General features: G+C 70.1%; 18 protein-coding genes and 2 pseudogenes. 12 read left to right on the forward strand and 8 right to left on the reverse strand.

The genetic code is table 11. From position 1 onward, the window contains the following. The 7 genes from ACJ73U_RS07595 to ACJ73U_RS07625 all read left to right on the forward strand — a co-directional run. Nucleotides 1-313: fascin domain-containing protein (locus ACJ73U_RS07595; protein WP_407776820.1), on the forward strand; the 313-nt coding region annotated here is incomplete at its 5' end. An 8-nt stretch (nucleotides 314-321) separates the two neighbouring features. After that, entirely contained in the window at nucleotides 322-3138 is a 2817-nt protein-coding gene (locus ACJ73U_RS07600) for a carbohydrate-binding protein (RefSeq protein ID WP_407776821.1), read from the forward strand. An 11-nt stretch (nucleotides 3139-3149) separates the two neighbouring features. After that, nucleotides 3150-4358, forward strand: a complete 1209-nt coding sequence (locus tag ACJ73U_RS07605) for a ThuA domain-containing protein (RefSeq protein WP_407776822.1) — start codon at nucleotides 3150-3152, stop codon at nucleotides 4356-4358. A gap of 9 nt (nucleotides 4359-4367) precedes the next feature. Continuing rightward, a complete protein-coding gene (locus tag ACJ73U_RS07610; RefSeq protein ID WP_407776823.1) occupies nucleotides 4368-5708 on the forward strand; it encodes a PHB depolymerase family esterase in 1341 nt (446 codons plus the stop codon). 33 nt (nucleotides 5709-5741) lie between these two features. Further along, complete coding sequence (locus ACJ73U_RS07615) at nucleotides 5742-7298, forward strand: endo-1,4-beta-xylanase (protein ID WP_407776824.1); 1557 nt, start codon at nucleotides 5742-5744, stop codon at nucleotides 7296-7298. Next, complete coding sequence (locus ACJ73U_RS07620) at nucleotides 7298-8692, forward strand: RICIN domain-containing protein (RefSeq protein WP_407776825.1); 1395 nt, start codon at nucleotides 7298-7300, stop codon at nucleotides 8690-8692. Before ACJ73U_RS07615 ends, ACJ73U_RS07620 begins: the two co-directional genes overlap by 1 nt. 327 nt (nucleotides 8693-9019) lie before the next feature. Then, nucleotides 9020-9286 carry a hypothetical protein gene (locus ACJ73U_RS07625; RefSeq protein ID WP_407776826.1) on the forward strand — a complete coding sequence of 89 codons (267 nt, stop codon included), beginning with the start codon at nucleotides 9020-9022 and terminating at the stop codon, nucleotides 9284-9286. Here ACJ73U_RS07625 and ACJ73U_RS07630 read toward each other — a convergent pair. The 5 genes and pseudogenes from ACJ73U_RS07630 to ACJ73U_RS07650 all read right to left on the reverse strand — a co-directional run bounded on the left by ACJ73U_RS07630 (nucleotide 9263) and on the right by ACJ73U_RS07650 (nucleotide 14965). Continuing rightward, entirely contained in the window at nucleotides 9263-9610 is a 348-nt protein-coding gene (locus ACJ73U_RS07630) for a hypothetical protein (protein ID WP_407776827.1), read from the reverse strand. The genes ACJ73U_RS07625 and ACJ73U_RS07630 overlap by 24 nt on opposite strands. A gap of 244 nt (nucleotides 9611-9854) precedes the next feature. Then, a complete protein-coding gene (locus ACJ73U_RS07635; RefSeq protein WP_407776835.1) occupies nucleotides 9855-11051 on the reverse strand; it encodes an MFS transporter in 1197 nt (398 codons plus the stop codon). Between the two features lie 27 nt (nucleotides 11052-11078). Then, nucleotides 11079-11813 (reverse strand): annotated as a pseudogene (locus ACJ73U_RS07640) (aminotransferase class III-fold pyridoxal phosphate-dependent enzyme); the annotation flags it as partial. A gap of 120 nt (nucleotides 11814-11933) precedes the next feature. Further along, a complete protein-coding gene (locus ACJ73U_RS07645) occupies nucleotides 11934-14252 on the reverse strand; it encodes an FtsX-like permease family protein (protein WP_407776836.1) in 2319 nt (772 codons plus the stop codon). Nucleotides 14253-14257: 5 nt separating this feature from the next. Continuing rightward, the gene (locus tag ACJ73U_RS07650; protein WP_407776828.1) at nucleotides 14258-14965 is read right to left on the reverse strand and encodes an ABC transporter ATP-binding protein; all 708 of its coding nucleotides are present in this window, start codon (nucleotides 14963-14965) and stop codon (nucleotides 14258-14260) included. 138 nt (nucleotides 14966-15103) lie between these two features. On the opposite strand from ACJ73U_RS07650, the gene ACJ73U_RS07655 reads away from it, so the two are divergent. Both ACJ73U_RS07655 and ACJ73U_RS07660 read left to right on the forward strand, forming a co-directional pair. After that, on the forward strand, nucleotides 15104-15907 hold the full coding sequence (locus ACJ73U_RS07655) for a sensor histidine kinase (protein ID WP_407776829.1): 804 nt from the start codon (nucleotides 15104-15106) through the stop codon (nucleotides 15905-15907). Continuing rightward, nucleotides 15904-16614 carry a response regulator gene (locus tag ACJ73U_RS07660; protein WP_407776830.1) on the forward strand — a complete coding sequence of 237 codons (711 nt, stop codon included), beginning with the start codon at nucleotides 15904-15906 and terminating at the stop codon, nucleotides 16612-16614. The genes ACJ73U_RS07655 and ACJ73U_RS07660 overlap by 4 nt, the downstream gene beginning before the upstream one ends. A gap of 334 nt (nucleotides 16615-16948) precedes the next feature. On the opposite strand, the gene ACJ73U_RS07665 is transcribed toward ACJ73U_RS07660, so the two are convergent. Next, nucleotides 16949-17398: a hypothetical protein gene (locus ACJ73U_RS07665; RefSeq protein WP_407776831.1), complete on the reverse strand. Its 450-nt coding sequence runs from the start codon at nucleotides 17396-17398 to the stop codon at nucleotides 16949-16951. Between the two features lie 785 nt (nucleotides 17399-18183). Here ACJ73U_RS07665 and ACJ73U_RS07670 point away from each other — a divergent pair. Continuing rightward, nucleotides 18184-19206: a YncE family protein gene (locus tag ACJ73U_RS07670; protein WP_407776832.1), complete on the forward strand. Its 1023-nt coding sequence runs from the start codon at nucleotides 18184-18186 to the stop codon at nucleotides 19204-19206. A gap of 372 nt (nucleotides 19207-19578) precedes the next feature. Here ACJ73U_RS07670 and ACJ73U_RS07675 read toward each other — a convergent pair whose 3' ends face one another. Then, entirely contained in the window at nucleotides 19579-20142 is a 564-nt protein-coding gene (locus ACJ73U_RS07675; RefSeq protein WP_407776833.1) for a hypothetical protein, read from the reverse strand. A gap of 167 nt (nucleotides 20143-20309) precedes the next feature. On the opposite strand from ACJ73U_RS07675, the pseudogene ACJ73U_RS07680 reads away from it, so the two are divergent. Next, nucleotides 20310-20585: pseudogene (locus ACJ73U_RS07680) on the forward strand (AMP-binding protein); the annotation flags it as partial. 396 nt (nucleotides 20586-20981) lie between these two features. Next, complete coding sequence (locus ACJ73U_RS07685; protein ID WP_407776837.1) at nucleotides 20982-22742, forward strand: aKG-HExxH-type peptide beta-hydroxylase; 1761 nt, start codon at nucleotides 20982-20984, stop codon at nucleotides 22740-22742. A 150-nt stretch (nucleotides 22743-22892) separates the two neighbouring features. Here ACJ73U_RS07685 and ACJ73U_RS07690 read toward each other — a convergent pair. Then, the coding region (locus ACJ73U_RS07690) for a tetratricopeptide repeat protein (protein WP_407776834.1) at nucleotides 22893-24506 on the reverse strand (1614 nt) is incomplete at its 5' end.

Below are 24506 nucleotides of genomic sequence, written 5' to 3' on the forward strand. Positions count from 1 at the left end.
CCAGTCGGGCATCGGCACGAACGAGCGGTTCGACCTCATCGACCGGGGCAACGGCGAGGTCTCGCTGCGTGCCAGGTCCAACAACTCCTACGTCACCGCCGAGAACGCGGGTGCCCAGCCGCTGGTCGCGAACCGCACGGCACTGGGGCCCTGGGAGACGTTCCTACTCGTCCGCAACGGCGACGGCACCGTCAGTTTCCTTGCCAGAGCCAACAACCAGTACGTGTGTGCGGACAATGCGGGGGCCGCGCCACTGATCGCGAACCGAACCGCGATCGGCCCCTGGGAACAGTTCGATCTCATCACCAACTGAGGAGAATCATGACGCACAAAGAAGTGCGGCGGCGATCCCTGCTCGTCGCGGCCACCATGGTGACGGCCATGGCGGTCGCGACGCCCGCCGCACAGGCCGGCTCGGTCATCCCGGCGAGCGACTACCAGCAGGTGTCGCTCGCCAGCGGGGCGGCCGAGCTGGGCGAGCCGATGTCGCTCGCGGTGCTGCCGAACCGCTCGGTCGTGCACACCGCGCGCGACGGCACGGTCCGGGTCACCGACGCGGCCGGCAACACCAAGGTCGCCGGCAAGCTGAACGTCTACACCCACGACGAGGAAGGCCTGCAAGGCGTCGCGGTCGATCCCGGTTTCGCCACGAACCGGTACATCTGGCTGTACTACTCACCTCGGCTGTCCACACCGGACGGGGACGCACCGACCGAGGGCACGCAGGCGGACTGGAACACCTGGAAGGGCGAGCTGCACCTGTCCCGGTTCACGCTCAACGCCGACGACACGCTGAACCTGGGCAGCGAGAAGGTCGTGCTGGCGGTGCAGAACGACCGCGGCCAGTGCTGCCACGTCGGCGGCGACATCGACTTCGACGCCGCCGGGAACCTCTACCTGACAACGGGTGACGACACCAACCCGTTCCAGTCGGACAGCTACACCCCCATCGACGAACGCACGAACCGCAACCCGCAGTTCGACGCGCAACGCAGCGCCGGCAACACGAACGACCTGCGCGGCAAGCTGCTGCGCATCCACCCGCAGGCCGACGGCACGTACACGATCCCGGCCGGCAACCTGTTCGCGCCGGGGACGGCGGGCACCCGGCCCGAGATCTACGCGATGGGCTTCCGCAACCCGTTCCGGATGAGCGTGGACAAGGCCACCGGCATCGTCTACCTCGGCGACTACGGTCCGGACGCGGGTGCCACGGACCCGAACCGCGGCCCCGGCGGCCAGGTCGAGTTCGACCGCATCACCGCGCCCGGCAACTTCGGCTGGCCCTACTGCACCGGCACGAACACCTCGACCGAGACCTACAACGACTACACGTTCCCGTCCGGACCGTCCGGCGCGAAGTTCGACTGCACCACCGGTCCGACGAACAACTCGTTCCGCAACACCGGCCAGCAGAAGCTGCCGGCGCCCAAGCCGGCGTGGATCAGGTACGGCGGCGACAGCGGCACGCCACCGGAGTTCGGTGGCGGCTCGGAGTCGCCGATGGGCGGCCCGGTCTACCGCTACGACGCCAACCTGAACTCCAGCGTCAAGTTCCCGCAGTCGCTGTCCGGCCGGTTCTTCGCCGGTGAGTACGGCCGCCAGTGGATCAAGGCGGTCGAGGTGACGGGCAGCGGCGGGGTCGGTGACATCGGCGCGTTCCCGTGGACCGGCACGCAGGTGATGGACATGGCGTTCGGTCCGGACGGCGCGCTGTACGTCCTCGACTACGGCACGGGGTCGAACAACCAGGCCCTGTGGCGCGTCGAGTACATCGGCGGCACCAACCGCAACCCGGTCGCGAAGGCGGCCGGCACACCGACGTCCGGCCCGAGCCCGTTGAACGTGACCTTCTCCTCGGCCGGCAGCGCCGACCCCGAGGGCGGCGCCCTGACCTACCGCTGGGTCTTCGGCGACGGCGGCACGTCCACCGCGGCGAACCCCACCCACACCTACACGACCAACGGCAACTACACGGCGACGCTCACGGTCACCGACCCGCAGGGGCTGACCGGGTCGGCCAACGTGCAGATCTCGGCCGGCAACACCGCGCCCACGGTGAACCTGACGACCCCGGCGAACGGCCAGCTGTTCTCCTTCGGCGACACGGTGCCGTTCGCGGTGAGCGTGTCCGACCCGGAGGACGGCGCGATCGACTGCAACCGGGTCAAGGTCACCTACCTGCTCGGGCACGACCAGCACCAGCACCAGATCACGCAGAAGACGGGCTGCTCCGGCTCGATCGCGGTGCCGGTGGACGGCGAGCACGACCCGTCGGCCAACGTGTTCGGCGTGTTCGACGCCGAGTACACCGACAACGGCGGCCTCACCACGCACACCCAGCGGATCCTGCAGCCGCGGCACCGCCAGGGTGAGCACTTCGCCTCCCAGCAGGGCATCCAGCTCGCCGCGCACGCCGGGGCCGAGGGCGGCCAGACGGTCGGCTTCACCGACAACGGCGACTGGATCTCGTTCACCCCGTACGTGCTGGGCAACGTCACGTCGGTCACCGCACGCGTGGCGTCGGCCGGCCCCGGCGGGACGCTCGAGGTGCGGGCCGGGTCCGCGACCGGCACGCTGCTGGGCACCGTCGCGGTGTCGCCGACCGGCGGCTGGGACACGTTCACGAACGTCTCGGCGAACCTGAGCGCCGGGCCGACGGGCAGCACCTCGCTGTACCTGGTGTTCAAGGGCGTCACGGGCCAGGGCAACCTGTTCGACCTCGACGCCTTCACGTTCGGGACGAGCGGCGGTTTCTCGTCCACTGTGGAGGGTGAGGCGTTCACCTCACAGTTCGGCGTCCAGGCGGCCGCGCACGCCGGGGCGAGCGGCGGCACCACGCTGGGCTATATCGAGAACGGCGACTGGGCGGCATACTCGGGTGTGAACACCGCCGGTGCCAGGAACTTCTCGGCCCGGATCTCGTCGGCGGGCGCGGGCGGCACCATCCAGATCCGGTCGGGCTCGCAGACCGGCACGCTGCTCGGCACGGTCGCGGTGCCGGTCACCGGCGGCTGGGAGACGTTCCAGAACGTCTCCACATCGTTGTCCGGCAACGTGAGCGGGCCGCTGTTCCTGACGTTCACCGGCGGGACCGGCTCGCTGTTCGACATCGACACGTTCACCATCTCCGGCTGAGAGGCCCTGCCATGGCTCACAACATCAACCGCCGCGCGGTGCTGCGCGGCATCGGCGCCCTGGGTGTCGGCGTCGGCGGCACAGCGCTGTTCCCGTCGGCCGCGGCGGCCGCGCCGCTGACCCGGGTGCTGGTGTTCTCCAAGACCGCCGGCTTCCGGCACGACTCGATCCCGGCCGGCATCGCGGCGATCCAGCAACTCGGGAGCCAGAACGGGTTCGCCGTCGTCGCGACCGAGGACGCCGGCGCGTTCACAACGCAGAACCTGGCCCAGTACCAGGCCGTCATCTGGCTGTCCACGACCGGGGACGTGCTCGACGCCACCCAGCAGACGGCTTTCGAGTCCTATGTGAACGGTGGCGGTGGGTACGTCGGCGTCCACGCTGCGGCCGACACCGAGTACGACTGGGCCTGGTACGGCGGCTGCGTCGGCGCGTACTTCCTGTCCCACCCCGCCCAGCAGCAGGCGAACGTCATCGTCGAGGACCGCACCAACGACTCGACCGCGCACCTGCCGGCGACCTGGAACCGGTTCGACGAGTGGTACAACTACCGCACCAACCCACGCGGCAGTGTGAACGTGCTCATGCGCCTGGACGAGTCGTCCTACAGCGGCGGCACCATGGGCGCCGACCACCCCATCACCTGGTGGCACGACGTGGGCTCCGGCCGCGCCTGGTACACCGGCCTCGGCCACACCATCGAGTCCTACTCCGACCCCAACTTCACCCGCATGCTGCTGGGCGGCATCCGGGTCGCCGCCAAGGCCGTGCCGTCCGACCCCGGCACCGGACCGGTGCAGACCGGCGTCTTCTACCGGCTCGTCGCACAGCACAGTGGAAAGCTCGCGGACATCGCCGGTGCGGGCACCGCGGCCGGCGCCCGGCTGCAGCAGTGGTCGGCGACCGGTGGTCTGAACCAGCAGTTCGACTTCCTCGACTCCGGCGGCGGCTACTACCGGATCCGGGCCCGGCACAGCGGGCTCGTGTTGCAGGTGGCCAACAACAGCACCGGTGCGGACATCACGCAGCAGGCGGACAGCGGTGCGACGAGCCAGCGGTGGCGGGTGGTCGACCAGGGCGGCGGCGTGGTCGGTCTCGTGAACCGGCAGAGCGGCCTGGCCATGGACGTGTGGGGGGTGTCGACCGCGGACGGCGCCCGGATCTCCCAGTGGACCTCGACCGGCGCCACCAACCAGCGCTTCCAACTCCAGCGCGTGTAGGAGCCCGCGATGAGACGACTACTGTCCGCCGCACTGTCGATGGCGCTGGTGCTGTCGCTCGCGGTCGGCGCCGTGCTCCTGACGGCCGGCCCGGCGGCGGCCGCCACACTGACCCGCGTCACGAACTTCGGCAACAACCCCACCAACCTCGACATGTACGTCTATGTGCCGGACAACGTGGCGCCGCGACCGGCGCTGCTCGTCCTCGTCCACTACTGCGGCGGGTCCGCGAGCGCGATCGTCAACGGCAACGGGCACGACTTCGTGACGGCGGCCGACCGCTACGGCTACGTCATCGTCGCCCCGGAGGCCACCCGCGACGGGCACTGCTTCGACGTGTCCACCCGGGCCGGGCTCACCCGCGACGGTGGCAGCGACTCGACGGGCATCATGTCGATGGTCGCCTGGACGCGGCAGCGGTACAACGTGGACCCGGCCCGCATCGTCGTCAGCGGCTTCTCCTCCGGCGCCATGATGACCGACGTGCTGGCCGCGGAGTACCCGGACGTCTTCGCCGCCGGCGCCGCGTTCTCGGGCGTGCCGGCCGGTTGCTTCGCCACCACCGACGGTTCACTGTGGAACAGCCAGTGCTCCGGCGGGAACATCACCAGGACCCCGCAGGAGTGGGTCGACACCGCCCACGCCATGTACCCCGGCTACTCGGGCGCCTACCCGCGGATGCAGCTGTGGCACGGCGACCAGGACACCACGCTGGCCTACCACAACTTCGGCGAGGAGATCAAGCAGTGGACCGGTCTCCACGGCCTGGGCCAGACGCCGGCGTTCACCGACCACCCGCAGTCGAGCTGGACCCGCACCCGCTACGGCGACACCAGCACCAGGGCCACGGTCGAGGGCATCAGCATCGCGGGCACCGGACACACCCTGCCGCAGGCCGGCATGCTCGCCTACGCCATCTCTTTCCTCGGGCTGGACACGGGAGGTAGCACCGGGGGCGGCGGCGCGTTGCGGGCCGTGGGCGCCGGGAAGTGCCTGGACGTGCCCGGCCAGACGACCACGAACGGCACCCGGCTGCAGATCTGGGACTGCCACGGCGGGACGAACCAGCAGTGGACCCGCACCGCGGCCGACGAGCTGACCGTCTACTCCGGAGGCTCGACGCGCTGCCTGGACGCCGAGGGTGCCGGCACGACCGCGGGCACCGCGGTGATCATCTGGGCCTGCCACGGCGGGAGCAACCAGAAGTGGCGGCTGGGCACCGACGGCTCCGTCACGGGCGTGCAGTCCGGGCTGTGCCTGGAGGTCGCCGGCGCCTCGACCGCGAACGGCGCCGCGGTGCGGCTGGCCACCTGCACCGGGCAGAGCAACCAGCGCTGGACGCTTGGCTGACCCACCTTCAACGACGAAAGAGGGTTATCGATGATGAGCAGCTCACCCCCGCGACGCCGCCTCCGGTCGGCGGCGGTCGCACTGACGACCGCCGGCCTCGCGGCGTCCGCCCTGGTGCTGTCCACCGGCACCGCCGAAGCGGCCAGCACGCTCGGCGCGGCGGCGGCGCAGAGCGGCCGCTACTTCGGCGCCGCGATCTCGGCGAGCCATCTCGGCGAGTCCGCGTACGTGAACACGTGGACGAGCGAGTTCAACGGCGTGACGCCGGAGAACGAGACGAAGTGGGACGCGACCGAGCCGTCCCGCAACTCGTTCAGCTACGGGAACGCCGATCGGATCGTCAGCCAGGCACGCAGCGCGGGCATGAGGGTCCGGGGGCACACCCTGCTGTGGCACAACCAGCAGCCGGGTTGGGCGCAGGGCCTTTCCGGCAGTGACCTGCGGTCGGCGATGATCAACCACGTCACCCAGGTCGCGACGCACTTCCGCGGTCAGATCTACGCGTGGGACGTGGTCAACGAGGCGTTCGCCGACGGCAACGGCGGCGGCCGGCGCGACTCCAACCTGCAGCGCACCGGCAACGACTGGATCGAGGCCGCGTTCCGCGCCGCCAGGTCCGCCGACTCGAACGCCAAGCTCTGCTACAACGACTACAACACCGACGGCATCAACGCCAAGAGCACCGGCATCTACAACATGGTGGCCGACTTCAGGAACCGCGGCGTGCCGATCGACTGCGTCGGCTTCCAGAGCCACCTCAGCTCCAGCTCCAACCTGTCCAGCTACCAGGCGAACCTGCAGCGCTTCGCCGACCTCGGCGTCGACGTGCAGATCACCGAGCTGGACGTCGGCGGCTCCGGCTCCGCGCAGGCCAACGTGTACCGGCAGGTCGCCCAGGCGTGCATGGCCGTCTCCCGCTGCACCGGCATCACCGTCTGGGGTGTCACGGACAAGTACTCGTGGCGCTCGAGCGAGACACCGCTGCTGTTCGACGGCAACTACGGCAAGAAGCAGGCCTACACCGCCGTGCTCGACACGCTCAACAGCGGCGGCGGGAACCCCGGCGGTGGCACGGGATTGTTGCGCAGCGCGGCCTCGAACAGGTGCCTGGACGTGCCCGGCTCGTCGACCACGGCCGGCACCCAGCTGCAGATCTGGGACTGCCACGGCCAGACGAACCAGCAGTGGGTCCGGACGTCGGCCAACGAGCTGACCGTCTACACCGGAAGCTCGCTCCGGTGCCTGGACACCGCGAACGGCGGGACCAGCGCGGGCACGGCGACGGTCATCGCGAACTGCAACGGTGGCAACAACCAGAAGTGGAACGCCAACTCGAACGGCACGATCACGAACGCCCAGTCCGGGCTGTGCCTCGACGTGAACGGCGCCGCGACGGCGAACGGCACCACGGTGATCGTCTGGACCTGCAACGGGCAGGCCAACCAGCAGTGGAGCGGGCCGACGAGCTCGTACACCGGTGGCAGCGCCGCGACCCTGCCGTCGCACTCGAGCGGAGCCCTGATCGTGCCGAAGCCGGACTCCACGCACGACATCGCGGGCGTCAAGGCTGACGGGAGAGGAGTCGCGTGATGGCGAAACGCAGGTCCTGGCTCGGATCGGTCGCGGTAGCGGCTCTTCTCGTCCTCGGCGGGGGCGGCATCAGCGCCGCCGCCCCCACACCGGGCGAGGTCAGCACGGCGGCGGCGACCGCCGGGTGCGGCGCTGCCCCGACGTTGGCGAGCGGCAACCACACGATCCAGAGCAGCGGCCAGAACCGCACCTACATCCTGCGGGTGCCGGCCAACTACGACAACAACCACCCCTACCGACTGATCATCGGATACCACTGGCTGGGTGGCACGGCCAACGACGTCGACTCGGGTGGGACCGACGGGTACAACTGGTCCTACTACGGCCTGCGCCGGCTGGCGGACAACGCGAACAACAGCACGATCTTCGTGGCGCCCCAGGGCATCAGCAACGGCTGGGCCAACTCCGGCGGCCAGGACGTGACCTTCACCGACGACATGCTCAGGCAGCTCGAGGCGGGTCTGTGTGTCGACACCACACAGGTCTTCGCCGCGGGTTTCAGCTACGGCGCCGCCATGAGCTACGCCCTGGCCTGCTCCCGGGCCACCGTCTTCCGCGCCGTCGCCGTCTACTCCGGCGCGACGCTGAGCGGATGCAGCGGCGGCACCCAACCCATCGCGTACATGGGGATCCACGGCGTCAGCGACACCGTGCTCAACATCTCGCAGGGACGGGCCCTGCGGGACACGTTCGTCAGGAACAACGGCTGCACCGCCCAGAACCCACCCGAACCGGCGCCCGGGAGCCGGACACACATCCTGACCGCCTACTCGGGCTGCCGCGCCGGGTACCCGGTCGTGTGGGCCGCGTTCGACGGCGGCCACACCCCCGGCCCCATCGACGGCTGCAGCGGCTGCCAGGGCTGGCAGACCTGGACCTCGGGCGAGGTGTGGAAGTTCTTCACACAGTTCGGCTCCTCCACCCCGTCCCCCGACCCCGTGGAGATCGGGGTGAACTACCGGCTGGTGGCCGTGCACAGCGGGAAGTTCGCGGATATCGCCGGTGTGTCGACCGCTGCGGGTGCCTTGCTGCAGCAGTGGTCGGGGACCGGCGGCCAGAACCAGCAGTTCGACTTCCTCGATTCCGGTGGTGGTTACTACCGGATCCGGGCTCGGCATAGCGGCTTGGTGTTGCAGGTGGCGAGTTCGAGCAGTGGTGCGGACATCACGCAGCAGCCGGACAGTGGTGCGACGAGCCAGCAGTGGCGGGTGGTCGACCAGGGTGGTGGCGTGGTGAGCCTGGTGAACCGGCAGAGCGGCCTGGCGATGGACGTCTGGCAGGCGGCGACCGCCGACGGCACCCGCATCTCCCAGTACACCCTGAGCGGCAACCCGAACCAGCGCTTCCAGCTCCAACGAGCCGCGATCGCTCAAGCCCGTGCCGGGACGCGGTGATTCTGACCGAGGACTCGACACTCACCGGATTCGCGACCCAAGGCCCACGCCCGAGCTGCACTCGGGCGTGGGCGTCGCCGTGGCAAGACCAGCCGGACGCCCCAGCGCTGCGGAGAAGACCGCCGGGCCCCGAGCCCACCTCCTGTCTGTCCGATGCCCCCACCCCGAGCCGCCCTGTCCTACGTAGCGATGAACACGGTCCCGGAACACTGGATCCCGTTCATCCCGGTCCACGTCGACCACGACAACCGAGCACTCCCGCCGAGTGAGCGACCGCAATGCCGTAGCATCGGAAATGTCTGTTTTGTCGACCTGAGGGAGCCTACTGTGGGCATGTTCGACGCCATCCGCGAGAAGGTCGGCGAGCTGCTGTCCGGCGCCACCGAGAAGATCGGCGACCTGACAAACGTCGAGAACCTGTCCCAGCCGATGACCGACAGCGCGCACCAGGCGACCGAGCAGGTGACGGACACGGCCCAGAACCTGAGTGAAACGGCAACGGGAGCGGCGACGGACCTGTCGACTCCGATCACCGACGCCGCAGACACGGTGACGGGCACCCTCCCGGACCTACCTGAGCCGTACCGCCCCTGACACCTGAACATCGTCCTCAACCACTGAACGACGCCCATTCCCACGAGTACGGCCAGCAACCCTTCGTCGAGCTACGCCGGCGCTGGAACTGGCCAGCGTCGGCTTGACGATGACCGGCCAGCCGACGCGGTCGGCGAAGGCCAGCACCGCGGGCTCGTCGTGCACCATGGCGAACTCCGGCACCGCCACGCCCGCCTTGGACATCAGCGTCGCCATCAGGTACTTGTCCCGGAACGGCAGCAGCTGGTCGGTCCATGGCCCCGGCACTTCCCACTTCTGCCGCAGGGCGGCGCCGACCAGAAGATCGTCCTCCTTCAGCGCCACGATGCGATCCGGCGCCCCCGTGCCGGGAGGCCAGGCCGTCCACCGCGGCGCTCACTTCGGCCAGGTCGTCGGTGACCACCTCGGTGCCTCGGCGGGGATGGCGGACAGCCCCTCACATAGGTGACGCGGTGCACCCGATGGTCGACGTATCGGGAATTCCGCGTAGTGCTCCGCCCACCGGTTGATGATGACGATGCGTTCGGCGTCGCCGAGTGACGTAGAAACTCCCCACCTCGCAGGACGGTTAGCTCGCGCGAACCCGTTTCGAGCCGCGTCCAACCACGATCCAGGCCAGGACCGCGACGATCACGCCGAGGCCGCCGACCGAGACGAAGCCGGCGTTCGCGCCGCCGAATTCGAAGGCGGCTCCGGCGAGCGGCGCGCCCAGCGCACTGCCCGCGCTGAGCGCGGACCCATAGAAGCTCATGACGACCGCCTGGCTGCCGGCGCCGGCCTCGTGGCTGGCGGCGTTCGCCGTCGCGGCGAACCCCGGCGCGACCAGTGCCGCGGCCGGGATGATCGCCAGTGCCAGCAGCCACCACTGCGGCCCGGCCAGCCCCAGGGGCATCGTGGCCACGGCCAGCAGGCCGATCATCAACGGCACCGGAAGGCCACGGGGCAGGGCCCCGTACAGCAGCCCGCCGAGCAGCGAGCACACTGCGCAGCCGAAGAGCACCACGCCCGTCCACGCGAGCTGATCCGTGGACCGCAGCGTGCCGACCACGACGACCTCGTAGCCCGTGACGATCGCGCCGGCCGCCAGCGAGCAGGCCAGCACGGCGATCAGCCGGACGTTCAACCAGCTCCGCTTCGGCGACGCGCCGGCGGCCGGCGCGGCCGAATCACCGGCCCGGCCGACGCTGGGACTGAACACGGCCAGGGAACCGCAGCTGACGATCAGGGTGAGACCGAGCACGACCAGCGCGACGTTCGTCGACGCGGCCGAGGTGACCAGCACGGCGATGACCGGCGCGATCATGATCGAGATCTCGGTGATCACCGAGTCGACGGCGAAGGCCGTGTGCCGGTGCTCCTCGGGGACCAGCCCGCCGATGGCCAGCCGGACCACGGTCGACCCCGACACCAGCAGCAGCCCCGAGACGAGCGCGCCCGCCGCGAACAGCGGGAACGACAGCAGCGGGGCCAGGCACCAGAACAGTCCCTGGGCCACGGTGACGATCAGCAGCGACGGCCGGAGGCCGTAGCGCTGGATGAACCGGCCCTGGACGGGCGCGGCGACGGTGACCCCGGCGGTCCACACCGCGATCACCAGACCGGCCTGCGCGTACCCGCGATCGAGCGTGGTCGCCACATGCAGGGTCAGGATGATCGGGATCGCCACGATCGGCAGCTTGGCCAGCAGGCCGAGCGCCATCACGATGGGGAAGCCCTTGACCGCGAACACCTTCTGGTACTTGGCAAGCTGCACCCCCGGGATCATGCCCGACCGCCGTCGACCCGGGCATATCAGTACCGCCGCGAGCGCGTCGACGGCGATGTCGATCTCCGCGCGGGTGATCACCAGCGGCGACGCGATCCGGAGGGCCGAGCGGTAGTCCTTGCACAGCACGCCGTGCTCCAGCAGCGCCTCGGACACCTCGCGTCCGGGCCGGCCGCCGTCCGCGATCCGCGCGCTCGCCCACAGACCGGAGCCGGTGACCTCGCTGATCCCGTCGAGTTCGGCCAGCCGGGACTGCGCGTAGGCGCCAAGCTCCCGGGACCGTTCCTGGAACTCCCCGGTGGCCAGCAGCTTGACCACCGCGCAGGCCAGCGGATTGCCGCCAAAGGTCGAGCCGTGCTCACCCGGCTTGAGCACGCCGATGACATCGGCCCGGCCGACCACCGCGGACACCGGCGTGATCCCGCCGCCCAGCGCCCTGCTACTCACCGCGGCGAGCACATCCGTCGCGACGGCTGATGACGTCGGCTGGACGGTGGGGACGGCCGCGACGACCTCCCACTCGTCCTCGCCGATGTGTTCGGCGATGGCGACGTTTCCGCCGGCGTCGAACACGACCGCTTGGTCGGCCTCGCCGTCGCCGTCGGTGAACACGTAGGTGGTGCCGTTCTGACCGGCCACTACCGCGGTGTCGTTCTCACCGTCACGTCGGTGTCGCAGGTGGCGGGGCCGGCGTTGCCGTCGGGCACGTTCCTCCTCGGCCGAGGACGGATCGATGAGGTTGGAGATATGGTCGACGTCCATGGAGCGCCCTCTGTTGGGAGGCCGTGAGGCAGGTGCTCTGCCGCCGTTTGGAGTGATCGTGCCCGTGATCGGTCCCCGACCATCCTGTCCTGAGTGGACCGTAGCCCTCCATGAGCCGGATCATTCGTTATGTAGGACGGTCGCGATGGGTGTTCGTGCCGCGCTTCGAGCGGGGATCAGGGCGCCGAGTGCCGCGATGGCGATTCCGGCCAGTGTCAGCACGGCGAGTGTCGGCGCGTGGTAGACGTTCAGGACGAAGTCGAAGATGTCGGACTGGGCTGCCCGCATCATGGCCGGGGCGATCAGTTGGTGCGCGGCGACTCCAAGCGGGACGCCGATCAGTCCGCCGACCACACCCAGGGCGCCCATGGAGGTCACCATCATCATCGTGACCTGGCGTGGCGTCATCCCGATCGACTTCAGCATGCCGAGGTCGCGGCGACGTTCGCGGGCGTTGAGGACGACGGTGTTGAAGACGCCGAGTGCCGCGACGGCGCCGAGCACCACGGTCAGGAGGGTGGCGGAGCCGATGAGGACCGTGGCCTGGCCGGAGGTGGTGTCGCGCGGCGGCAGGGCCTCCAGGCCCGGGTCACCGGCCTCGACCGCGTCCAGGTAGGGCTGCTGGTCGGTGCCGGGTTCGAGTTGGACCGAGTAGCTGTCGGCTCGGGTGTCCGGTGCGAGACGGGACAGGGTGGCCCAGTCGGCGAAGATCGTGTCGGCGTTGTTGGTCAGGACGACGCCGACGATCCGCAGCTGTGTGCGCTGCCCGTTGAGTTCCACGGTGACGGTGTCGCCGAGCGCGAACCCGCGCTGGTTCAGGAACCGGGACGGAACCGCCACCTCGCCGGCGCGGTCCGGCCACTGTCCTTTCACGACCTGGGGGCCGAGATCGGCGGTGTCTCCCCGGTAGAAGTCGACCCAGGCGCTCTGCTTCCCGCCGACCACGTGGACCGTCTGCTCCGACACCGCCGCCACGTGCGCCGCGCCGGGCAGTGAGCGCAGCAGCGCCTCGTCTTCGTCGTCGCTCAGCTTCGGCGGTGTGCCGGCGTCCTGCACCTCGGGCGGCATGCCCGGTGGGGGCCCCGCCTGGAACTCGATCCGGTCGGGATGTACCGGTCTCATCGCTTCCCCGTACGCGTTCACGGACATGGTCACACCGATCGCGAGTGTCACGGTCGTGACGCCGAGGACGACGGCGGCCAGAGTCAGCACGCTGCGTGCCGGGCGAGCTAACGGCATCCCGAGGCCGAGGCTGACCGAGCGCGGCAGCCAGGTGCCGGACAGCCAGCGCTGGACCCGCAACGCCCGTCCGGCGCGGGGCGCGCTGCCCGCGCTGATCGCCGCGGCAGCCGGCAGCCGGCGTGCGCGTAGGGCGGACATCAGGGCGGCCAGGGCGACCACGGCCGGCATTCCCAGCAGGGCGACGGCGTCCACCCACGGGTCGATACCGATGCCGCTCGTGCCGAAGGCCTGGAACGTGTCGGCCAGCATCGGCCGCGCGACGAGGTTGCCGAGGACGGTGCCGAGCACGCAGCCGATGGCCGACGGGACGGTGACCACGACGAGGTAGACCGCCATCACCTGGTTGGGGGTGAAGCCGAGTGCTTTGAGCACCCCGATGTGCCGGAACCCGGACACGACCGCCCCGCTCGCCACGTTGGCGACGATCAGGACTGCCACCGTGAGGCCGAGGACACCGAAGACGACCAGGAAGGGGATGTATATCCCGACCTCGGAGGTCAGCTGCTGCTTGACGGTGAGGTAGGACTGCGTGCCGAGCACGGCCTTCGCCGGCAGCCCGGCGGTCACCGCGGCCTGGCCGGCGCTGATGTCCTGTGTCGTCGCGGCGGGGGTGAGGCGGTACAGCATCTGGGTGGCGGTCGGATGCAGGGCCGTCAACTGGTCGGGAGTCACCCAGGCGTCGGCGGTGGCGCTCACGGAGTAGGCGAAGCCGACGACGGTGAGCGCGGGGCGCCCTGGGAGCGTGATCCTGGTGCCGAGATCCATCACGTCGGTGGCGCCGGGGACGAGGTTCAGGACGATCTCGCCCGGTTTGGTGGCCCACCGGCCCCGCCACACGGTGACCCGGTCCACCGTGTCGCCGGGCTCCGCGCGTCCCACCGTGGTCAGCGCACCCAGGTACTCGTACTGGCTCGTGGAGGTGTCGAGGGTGACCTGGCCGAACGGCCCGGCCACCGCCGCGACCACCGGCACCTCGGCGGCCCGGGTGAGCTGGGTGTTCGAGACGAGGGTGCGGTCGAACGCCACGACCAGATCCGCGCCGCTCTGCTGGGCGTGGGCCCGGTCGATCGGGGCAGAGGAGGACACCAGCAGTCCGAGCGCCAGTACGAGGGTCCCGGTGGAGATCGCGACCACGACACCGATCACGATCGTCTGGATCCTGCGGCGCCGCACCGCGGCCCGCGCTACCCGCCACATGGCGCTCACGGCATGCGCTCCAGACTTCTCTCCCGCGCGACCTGACCGTCGACGACTTCGAGCACGCGGTTGGCGCAGCGGGTGGCGAGCCGCTCGTCGTGAGTGACCAGCAGGAGGGTCTGCCCGATCTGGTTGAGGTCGAGCAACAGGTCCATCACCTGTTCCCCGGACCGGCTGTCCAGCGCGCCGGTGGGCTCGTCGGCGAGCAGGAGGGCCGGCCGGTTCATCAGGGCCCTGGCGACCGCGACCCGCTGCCGCTCCCCGCCGCTGAGCTGGGCCGGGTAGATGTTCCTGCGGTCGGCGATACCGAGTTCGTCGAGCAGTTCCAGCGCGCGGGTGCGGGCCTGGCCGGCTTTGGCGCCGGTCAGTTGTGCGGCCAGCGCGACGTTGTCCAGCGCCGGGAGGTCGTCGAGCAGGTTGAAGAACTGGAAGATCATGCCGATCCGGCGCCGGCGAAAGCGGGCGAGGCCGGTCTCGTTCAGCCGCCCCAGGTCCTCGCCGTTCACCACCACCGAGCCGGACGTCGGCCGGTCCAGCCCCGCCACCATGTTCAGCAGCGTCGACTTGCCGCTGCCCGACGGACCCATCACCGCGACGGCCTCCCCGCCGCGGATCTCCAGCGAGATCCCGTCCAGGGCGACCGAGTCGCTGTACTCCTTGCGCACCGCGGTCATCTCCACGACCACATCCGCTGTGCTCTCGTCACTGATCACAGTCGGCAATCCTGCGGCAGCGGCGCGGAGAAGGCATCATGCCGTGGAGGTAACCGTTCGGGCGAGGTCATCCCGGGGATGTAGGCGCTGCACCTGGGGGGTGACGCGGAGCCCTGCACCTACTGGGACAGTGGTGCCGTGTGGGAACTGGTTGTCGCGCTGGCGGCCTGCGTGGTGGCCGCGGTGCTCGCCGCCCGGCTCGTCCGCGCCCGGCGCGCGTTCGCGCACGCGCTGGAGGAGCGCGGCTGGCTGCTGGAGCGGGAACGGGAGAGCGCGGCGCGGAGCGCGGTCGACGCCGAGCGCGCCAGGATCGCGCGGGACCTGCACGACATCGTCAGCCACAACGTGAGTGTCATGGTGGTCCAGGCCGGAGCGGCGCGCCGGGTGCTCGCCACCGAACCCGACCAGGCCGCGGTGGCGCTGCAGGCGGTCGAAGCGGCTGGGCGGGACACGATGAGCGAGCTGCGTCACCTGCTCGGCGTGCTCGCGCCACCGGCCGACGGTGACGAACAGTCCGACCTGTCGCCGCAGCCGAGCCTGAGCAGGCTCAGCCCGCTGATCGACCGCGTCGCGTTCGCCGGGCTGCCGGTGGAGGTCCGCATCTCGGGTGAGCCCCGGCCACTGCCCTCCGGTGTGGATCTCACCGCCTACAGGATCATCCAGGAGGCACTGACCAACGCGCTCAAGCACGGTGACGGGCGCCAGGCGGAGGTGACAGTGCGGTATGCCGATCACTACCTGAGGGTCGAGGTGTTGAACACCGGCCCCAGTGTGCTGTCGAGTGGCCGGGCCGCCCCCACGCGACCGAACCAGACAGGGGAGGGACGTGGCCTGCTCGGGCTGCGGGAACGCGTGGCGGTTTTCGGCGGCGACCTGGACGCCCGCCGACGACTCGGCGGCGGGTTCCGGGTCCGGGCCCGCATCCCGCTGGAACGGCCATGACCGAGCCCCAGCCGCGCGTGGTCATCGCCGACGACCAGGCTCTCGTGCGCACTGGCTTCCGCATGATCCTCACCTCGGGCGGCATTCACGTCGTGGGCGAAGCAGCCGACGGTGTCGAGGCGGTCGCGGCCGTGCGGGAACTGCGGCCGGATGTCGTGCTCATGGACATCCGCATGCCGTCGATGGACGGCTTGGAGGCCACCCACCGCATCCTGGAGCAGTTTCCCGACTGCCGCGTGCTCATGCTGACCACTTTCGACCTCGACCGCTACGTCTACGACGCCCTCGCGGCCGGTGCCAGCGGCTTCCTGCTCAAGGACGTCACCCCCGAGCACCTCGTCGCCGCGGTGCGCCTGGTCGACACCGGTGACGCCCTGCTCGCACCGTCGATCACCCGGCGGCTCGTCGAACGCTTCGCCGCCGGCGACCACGGACCGGACCACGCATCGCGACCACCCGCAGTCCACCGGGACCTCACCGCCCTGACCCCGCGCGAACGGGAAGTACTGACCTTCATGGGCCGCGGCCGCTCCAACGCCGAAATCGCCGAAGACCTCACCCTCAGCGAGGCGACGGTCAAGACCCACGTGGCCCGCATCTTCGCCAAACTGGCCCTCCGTGACCGCGCCCAAGCCGTCGTCCTCGCCTACGAGACCGGTCTCGTCTCACCCGGCGACACGACCGAAACACCTTCGCCGGGCACCTGAGCGCCGACGTCGTGGCGTGCCCACCACCGGAGCACGACCAGCAATCCCAGATCCAGCACGACCATCGCCCGCTCCACCAACCCGGCCGGCATCGCCGGGAACACCCGTGGTCAGCGTTGTCACTGTTTGCCAGCCGGTGCGAGGTGTGCCTGGATCCGCGCGACTTCGGCCCGCAACGCGCGGATCTCGGCCAACATCTGGTCCGATGCAATCCGTTCCGCGGCGTGCCGATCCTCAGTCGCCACCACCTGCCCCAAGGGGGACATCGATTTAAGTCCAGAGTGGACTGCCATTCTCGGTGGACGTGAGAACGCCGACCGGATGCTGGCCGACCTCAGGTGACGTCGCGGCGCACGGTGGTGGTCAGCGCGACGGCGGCGAACACCGCAGTGTAGCCGGCGAGGACGAGTGCGCCACCCCACTGGGGGAGAACTCCGTTGGTTGCCATGGCGTTGAGGCCCATGCCGGCGCGGTTGGGCAGCCACCGGCCCAGGCCGCTGATCAGGTTGGCGACGGTGGTCTCCACCAGGACGATCCACACCAGCGCGATGACGACGGCGACGGTGAGGTTGCGGACCAGCGCCGAGGCTGACGCCGACCACCGCGTAGGCGAGGTTGAAGGCCACGATCCCGATGAGGATCCGGTCGGCGCCCGCGGCGGCCAGGTCGAGGGTGCCGCCCTTCGCGGTGGTCCAGATCGCCGTGGTGGCCGGCCGGTGAGCGCGCTGACCGCGCCGAACAGGACGCCGACCGTGCCGTAGGCGGTGAGCTTCGCGATGATCACCGGGCTGCGGGTGGGGGTGGCCAGGTAGGTGTCGGTGATGCTGCGGTGCCGGTACTCGCCGGCGACGGCGGTGATGCCGAGGACCAGGCTGAGGATGGCCGAGGCGATGCCGGCGTGGACAGCAGGGTGCCGACCCCTTTCGCGGTGTTCAGGTCGGCGGTCCCCCCCACCGCCAGACCGGAGACGCCGGCGACGATGAGAGCCTGCTGGATGGCCAGAATCAGCCAGGTGACCCGGACGGTGCGAAGCTTGGTCCACTCGGTGACGATCAGTGTGCGCACGGGGTTCTCCGTCAGGCTCTGGTGAGTTCGAGGAACGCCGCTTCGAGCGACGGGTTGGTCTCGGTCAGGGCGGTGCAGCCGGCGTCCGCGCCGTCGCGGAGCAGGGTGCGTAGCCAGGCCACGCCTTCGGGTCCAGGCCGTTGGCGGGTTCGTCGAGGACGAGCACCGACGGGTCACCGAGACACACGACAGCCGGTGATCACTGCCATGCTCACCAAACGCGGGGCCGTGCCGCTGGCGTCCTCGAACTGACAGACAGGCCACTACGGCGCAGTGTTCGTTCGCCGCGGCGCCGGCAAGACCCCGTTACGTGGCGCATGCGGGCGGAGGAGGCCGCGGACATCGCGCTCGCCGTGTTCAGCCCGGATACTCACCGCCTGCTGGTCGACGACTGTGGCTGGCGCGATGGCACACGTGGGCCATCGACGCCCTCGTCCGGCAATTCGCCGATTTCGCCGCTGTGTAACCTCGGTTGCGTCGGCGGGCTGACGAGGCGGTGGGCGAGTGCGGCGGACGTTGGTGGCCGGGGCTCTGGTCGCCGTCGTGGCGGTCACGGTGGTGGTGCTCGTGGTGAACCGGAACGCGCCGGAACCGCCGCGGTTGCCGTTGCGGGCGACCGGTGAGGTGGAGTTGCCCGTCGACGGTTCGCGCTTCGACTACGCGGGACTGGACGCGGCCCACGGGTTGCTGTTCGTCGCGCATCTCGGCGCCGGCGAGATCATCGAGGTCGACGTTCGGGCGCACAAGGTGGTGCGGGTGATCCCGAACGTGTCACAGGTGCACGGGGTGATCGTGGTGTCGGCACTGCACCGGGTGTTCGCCACCGCGACCGGGGACAACACCGTGGTCGGCCTGGACGAGGACACCGGCGAGGTCATCGTCCAGGCGCCGACCGGGAAGTACCCGGACGGGTTGGCGTTCGACTCGCGACGGGGTGCGGTGTGGACGACCAACGAGACGGGCGGGTCGGAGACCGTGATCGACGCGAACACCGGCACGGTGCGCGCGACGGTGCCGTTGGGCGGCGAAGTGGGCAACGTGGTCTACGACCCGGCCGCGGACCGCATGCTGGTGGCGGTCCAGGGCCGAAACGACGTGGCCGTGCTCGACCCCGGCACGTTCGAGGTCACCGAACGGATTGCGCTACCCGACTGCGACCATGACCACGGCCTGGCCGTGGAGTCCAGTAACCGGTTGGCGTTCGTGGCATGCGACGGCAACGCCACCCTGCTGACCGTGGACCTCGCCACCGGAAAGGTCGTCGACCGCGACCCCGTTGGCGAGGAACCGGATGTGCTGTCCTACGACCAGAACGCGCACCGGCTCTACGTAGCGGCCGAGAGCGGCACAGTCACCGTTCTCGACCTGCGAGACCGCCGCCTGACCGTTACGGGCTCTGATCACCTGGCCGACGACGCGCACGTGGTGACCGTAGATCCCGGTACACACCACAGCTTCTACCCGGTGCCCACCGGCGCGAACGGCCGACCGGCGCTGCTGGAGCGGGAACCGACTCAGCAGAAATAGACATCGACGAGCGGACCGGCGGCCGCCGCGGCCACGGTGCTCGCGGTGGGGCCCGCCATCTCGCTCGGCCAGAAAGGCGTCGGGGCACTCCTGGACATCCTGCCCACGAGCCGCGTGGCTCCATTGTGGACTACGGGGTGCTCGTGGCCGTCGGCCTGTGCCTGCCGCCGTCGCTGGCGTTGACGCCACTGGTCAAGGCGAGCCGCACCACGGTCTACAATTCCACGGTCGAGCAACTCATTGCCCAACGTCTTGGTGCGGAATTTGTGGACGTGCCCAAAGGGCCGGGTAAGCGCGCTGTGGGGAAATCGCCGGGATGCCGATGGAGTGGATTCGGGGGTTCAGCCGCCGCCGGTCCCAGGTCGAGGCCGGCTACCACGACCTGGTGTGCAACTGCGTCCGCCCCACGGGCACACCCCGCCCCGGACCGTCCAGTACCAGCTCGCGCAGCAGGCCACGCTCGCGAACCCGCGCACCAAATCGGGGCTGCGCACGCTGGCCGAGCAGGTCGCCGACTGGACCCGCCACGCCACGAACTCCTGCCCGGCATGTCCATCCCGACGGTGATCGCCGGCTGCCTGAAAGGCGGGCCAATGCCCACGGCGAGGAACCGGCCGGAGGAGACGAAGCCTCGACCAGAGCTCGCTGACCGGGGTTGAGCTGGACTTTCTTGCGGCCGCAGGTCTCGAACCGGCGGATCGCCAGGTTGCGGACGAAGCGGGACACCACCGGTCCTGCGTCGGTTTGGGAGGCGTCGACCAGGCGCTGCTCGGCGGCGAGGATCTCCTCGCTGGTGTAGCGCTGCGCGCCGTGCCGGGTGAACACCGACTCACCGTTCGGCCGCTGGGACGCGCCGGGTGTGGGGCCGGGCTCGACATCCAGCAGCACGGACTCCCAGCCAAGGGCGAGCTGTGTGATCGTCTCGACGGGCTGCATCCGCTCCTCTGTGCCAGGGAAGTCGACGGGGCGGAGCTGGTGGTGGGCCTCGGCGCGGATGTGGAAGCCGTCGGTACCGGCAAGTCCACGGCGATGCGGGCGGTGCGCGAGGTGTGGGCCAGCACCGGCAGCCGGGTCCTTCCGAGCCCGTGCTCCAGTTCGCGGATGTGCTCGACGCCGGTCGGGCGACCGACGGCGGTCCGCTGTCGGCGCCGGACGCAGCGGTTCCCGGCTACGTCATGTTCACCTCCGGCACCACCGGGCGTCCGAAGGCCGTCGCGATCCCTCAGCGTGGCATGGCGTGGCTCGCCGTCCGCAACGGTTTCGCGGACGTCGGCTCCACCGACCGGGTGCTGCACTGTGCGTCGCTCTCCTGCGACATCTCGGCGTTCGAGATCTGGGCCACCCTGCTCAACGGCGCCGGCCTGGTCCCCGCCGCCTCGGACGTGCTGCTGTCTGCACCCCTGCCGCACGTGTTCGGCGCTTCAACCGCGCCGACCCGTCCCGCAGCCGCGCCACCGGCGGCAGCGGGCTCGGGCTCGCCATCGGCAAGCACCTGGTGGAAGCGCACGGCGGCGAGTTGTCGTGACGAGTACACCCGGCCACGGCCCGACGTTCACCATCCGCCTCGGGCGGTGGCACGCGGTCACGACCCCAGGCGAGGCCGGTGGTGGTGGCCTGCCCGTAGACCTGGCCCACGGCGTGCAGGTGCCGGTCGCTGTGTGTCAACGCGGTGCCGCAACCTCTCGCGCGTGCCAGTGTGCCGACGCTGGCAGGAGACTCGTGGTCCACGTACTCTCGGTCAGCGGCAGGTCCACTTCGGGGGACGGATGGTTTCGATGGTTCATCGACTGTCACGGGCCCAGTTCGACGCGTTCTGCGCTGGTCCTGTCGACGCGGACGTTGTCGCGGCGTTGCGGGCGGCCCAGCACAGCAGACGACGACTCCTCATCTCCGCGTTGGTGGACGCAACCACGGACGACCATGACACGGCCGGTTCGTCGGTCAACGCGGAAGAAGCGTGGCAGATTCTCGTGACTGCGGACGAATGCGCTCCGGACGTCGTCGAGGACGTGCTGATGCGGCCTTCCGTGGGTGTGTGGTTGGTGCGTGCCGTGCGGCGGTCGCACGGCGTCGACCTCGATGGACCGCCGCTGTGGGTCGAGGTCGGTTTCCTCGGCTCTCTCGCGGCCGCCGTCGCCATGCGCGCGGAGTTGTCCTGTGCTGTCGACGTGCCCGTCGTGGCGGGCGTCGTGACCCTGCCCACCATCGGTCAGATCCGCCTCCCGGACCACGTCACGAGTGTCGTCACCCTGTCCGTCACCTCGACCGGCGTCGCGTTGCACGCCCGGTCCGGTGATAGGCCGTGTGATCTACCCCAGGTGCTGGGCGCGCCGGAGTTCGTGCCCGTGCACCGGCACGAGGTCGTGCGCCGGGGTACCCGCATGACCGTGGAGCTCGACGACGCGACGCCGTACCGGCTGTTCGCGGCACCCGAACCACCGCAGCCCCTCGAACCGGAGGAACTGACGAGATGGCGGCGGGACATCGACGGGGCCTGGGACGTCCTCACTCGCTGGCACCCGAGATCCGCAGCCGAGCTGTCCGCCGGGCTGACGACGCTCACGCCGATGACACCGCCGGGCAAGCTGGTCGCGGCGTCCGCGTCCGCGGCGTTCGGTGGAGCCTTGCTCTCCGCCGCCGGGTCGCCGATCGCGCTGGCGGCGACACTCGTGCATGAACTGCAACACTCCAAGCTGAACGCGTTGCTGGACCTGGTCTTGCTCTGCGAACGCGACAACAGCGCGCTGGGATACGCGCCGTGGCGCGAGGACCCACGTCCCCTGACCGGTCTCCTGCACGGGATCTACGCGTTCGTCAGCACCGTTGAGTTCTGGCACGTTCAGCGCGGCTGCGCCCCGGACAAGCGACGGGCAACCTTCTCCTTCATCCGCACTCACCGGCAGGTGCGCCTGGTTGTCGACGACCTGCGTGCTGATCCCGGCCTCACCGGGCCCGGACGTGCCCTGGTCGAGTCGGTGGCGCGGCGACTGACCCGGTGTGCCGTGGACGACGACGTGCCCGCTGAGATGACCGGTGCAGTGGACACCAGCATCGTGGACCACCGAGCCAGGTGGCGGCTGCGGCACGTGCGCCCCGACGACGCGGACGTCGACGCGGCGCTGGCGGCTTGGCGTGCAAGGACGGCAATGCCCGCAGTGCGGCAGAAGTACGACGTGATCGAGCCGGATCGGCGTGCCGTCGTCCAGTCGGATCGTGGCCGGCTGTTGACGATGAAGGTCGTCGACCCGGTCCGGTTCGGCGACGTCGTCGATCGCCCTGACGACCTGCGCCCGGGAGATGCGGCGTTCGCGGCGGGAAGGCACGACGAGGCGATTGCCACCTACGTGGAGCGTCTGCTAAGCACACCACTGGACGCGGACGCCTGGCTGGGGCTGGCGCTGGCCTCGCGTGCGAAGGGGGACGGTGGGGCGGACGCCTTCCTGCGGGCGCCAGAGGTGGCGCTCGGCGTACAGGAGCGACTGGGATCCACAATGGACGATGATCCACTCGAGTTCGTCCGACGGCTGGGTGCCTAGTCGTCGTCCGACGGCGGTGCCTGCGCCTGCAACTGCACCTGTGCCGATGAAGCGCGGTCGAGGAGCTCGTCGGCCACCCGCCGCGAACCCGGATGGCCTCGCAACAGTCGGAGCGGTGTGCGGGTCACATCAACCGGATCCTTCGACGGCTCAATGGTGGGTTCCATCCAGGCGACCGCCTTCCAGCTCGACGAGGAGTGCGTCGACACTTCGCCAGTCATGGTCCTCCAAGCGCCGTAGGAATTCCAGCGCGCGTCGCAAGCGGCGGACACCGCCGCGGACGTCACCGGCCGCGACCAGTGACCGGCCGATGCCCTCCCAGGCCCGCGCCTCCTGGCGCCGGTTGGTGATCGAGTGGGCGAGCCGGAGCGCGAGCACGTGCTGTCGCCGTGCCTCGGCGGGATCGTCCTCGCGTGCCTGGGTGCCGAGCTCGTTGAGGGCCGACGCCTGCCCTCGGATGTCACCGAGCTCTGCGAACAACTCCAGCGCGTTCATGGACAGGGCACGTGCTGGCTCGGGTTGTCCAGTGAGGCGCAGGACGATGCCCAGGTTGTGCAACGCGTCCGCCTCGCCGACCCGATAACCGGTCTCTCGCGCGAGTCGCAGTGCGTCGTTCAGGGTGGCTTCGGCGTCGTCAAGCCGTCCGCCCCGCCACTCGACGACACCGAGTGTGCGCAAGGCGGCGGACTCGAGGACGCGGTCGTTGATCGCGCGGCAGACGGGTACCGCGGCGATTGCGCTCTGCCTGGCAGCCTCGTGCTCTCCGAGCAGGGCGCGCACGGTGGCGATCTCGGAGAGCATGTTCGCGGTCCAGTACCGATCCCCGACAGTGCGGAAGAGCTCGAGCGCCTGGCTGGAGAAGCTGAGCGCGACCCGGTACTCGCCGAGCATGCGGTGGACGACGCTGATCTGCGCTAGGGAGACGGCTCTGCCGCTCCGGTCACCGAGTTGTTCGTACCCGGCCAGCGCTTCGGTGAGGCAGGACTCAGCCGTCCCGTACTGGCCGCGGTAGCGGTGCATGATGCCGAGGTCGAGCAGTGCGTCCGCCTCCGCCTGTCGGTCCCCGGCGCCCTTGGCCGCGCGATGTGCCGTCTCGTACAGGGTGATTGCCTGCCCCCAGTGCCCGTTCCGGGCCAGGTAGCTGACCAGCAGATGGCTGAGCCGGGCTGCGGTCGTGCCGTGGGTTGCGGCGGTGTGTTCGATCGTAGCGACGAGGTTGGGCAGTTCCGCGTCGAGCCACGCCACGGCGTCGGCCCGGGTGAGCAGGTGGCCGCCGGCCGTGCCCACGGCTCTCCCCCGCAGGAGGCGCCCGGCGGTGTCGGCCGTGTCGAGGTAGTAGGCCAGCAGGCGGGTCATCGCGGCGTGGCTTTCCTCCGGCTGGGCCAAGCCACGAGCGTAGTCGCGGACCAAGTCGTGGAGCCGGAAACGGCCGCGCGTCGGCTCGCTGACGAGGTGGTCGTCGTAGAGCACGTCCAGCCCGCGCCGAACCTCGTCTTCGGCGGTGCCGGCGAGCGCGGCGACGGTCGGCACACCGAAGTCGACGCCCGGGTACAACCCGAGGCTGCGGAACAGCGGCTTCAGCGGCTCGGGCAGTGCGTTGAACGACAGATCGAACACCGCGCCGACGATGACGTTCTCGGCCCGGATCGCGGCGGACCGGTCCTTCGCCGCGGCCAGTTCGGCTACCAGGTCCTCGATCGTCCAGGTGGGGCGGCTCCGCAGCCGTCCTGCCAACAGGCGGATCGCGAGGGGCAGGTATCCGAC

Source organism: Actinophytocola sp., assembly GCF_045807065.1.
Lineage (GTDB): Bacteria > Actinomycetota > Actinomycetes > Mycobacteriales > Pseudonocardiaceae > Actinophytocola.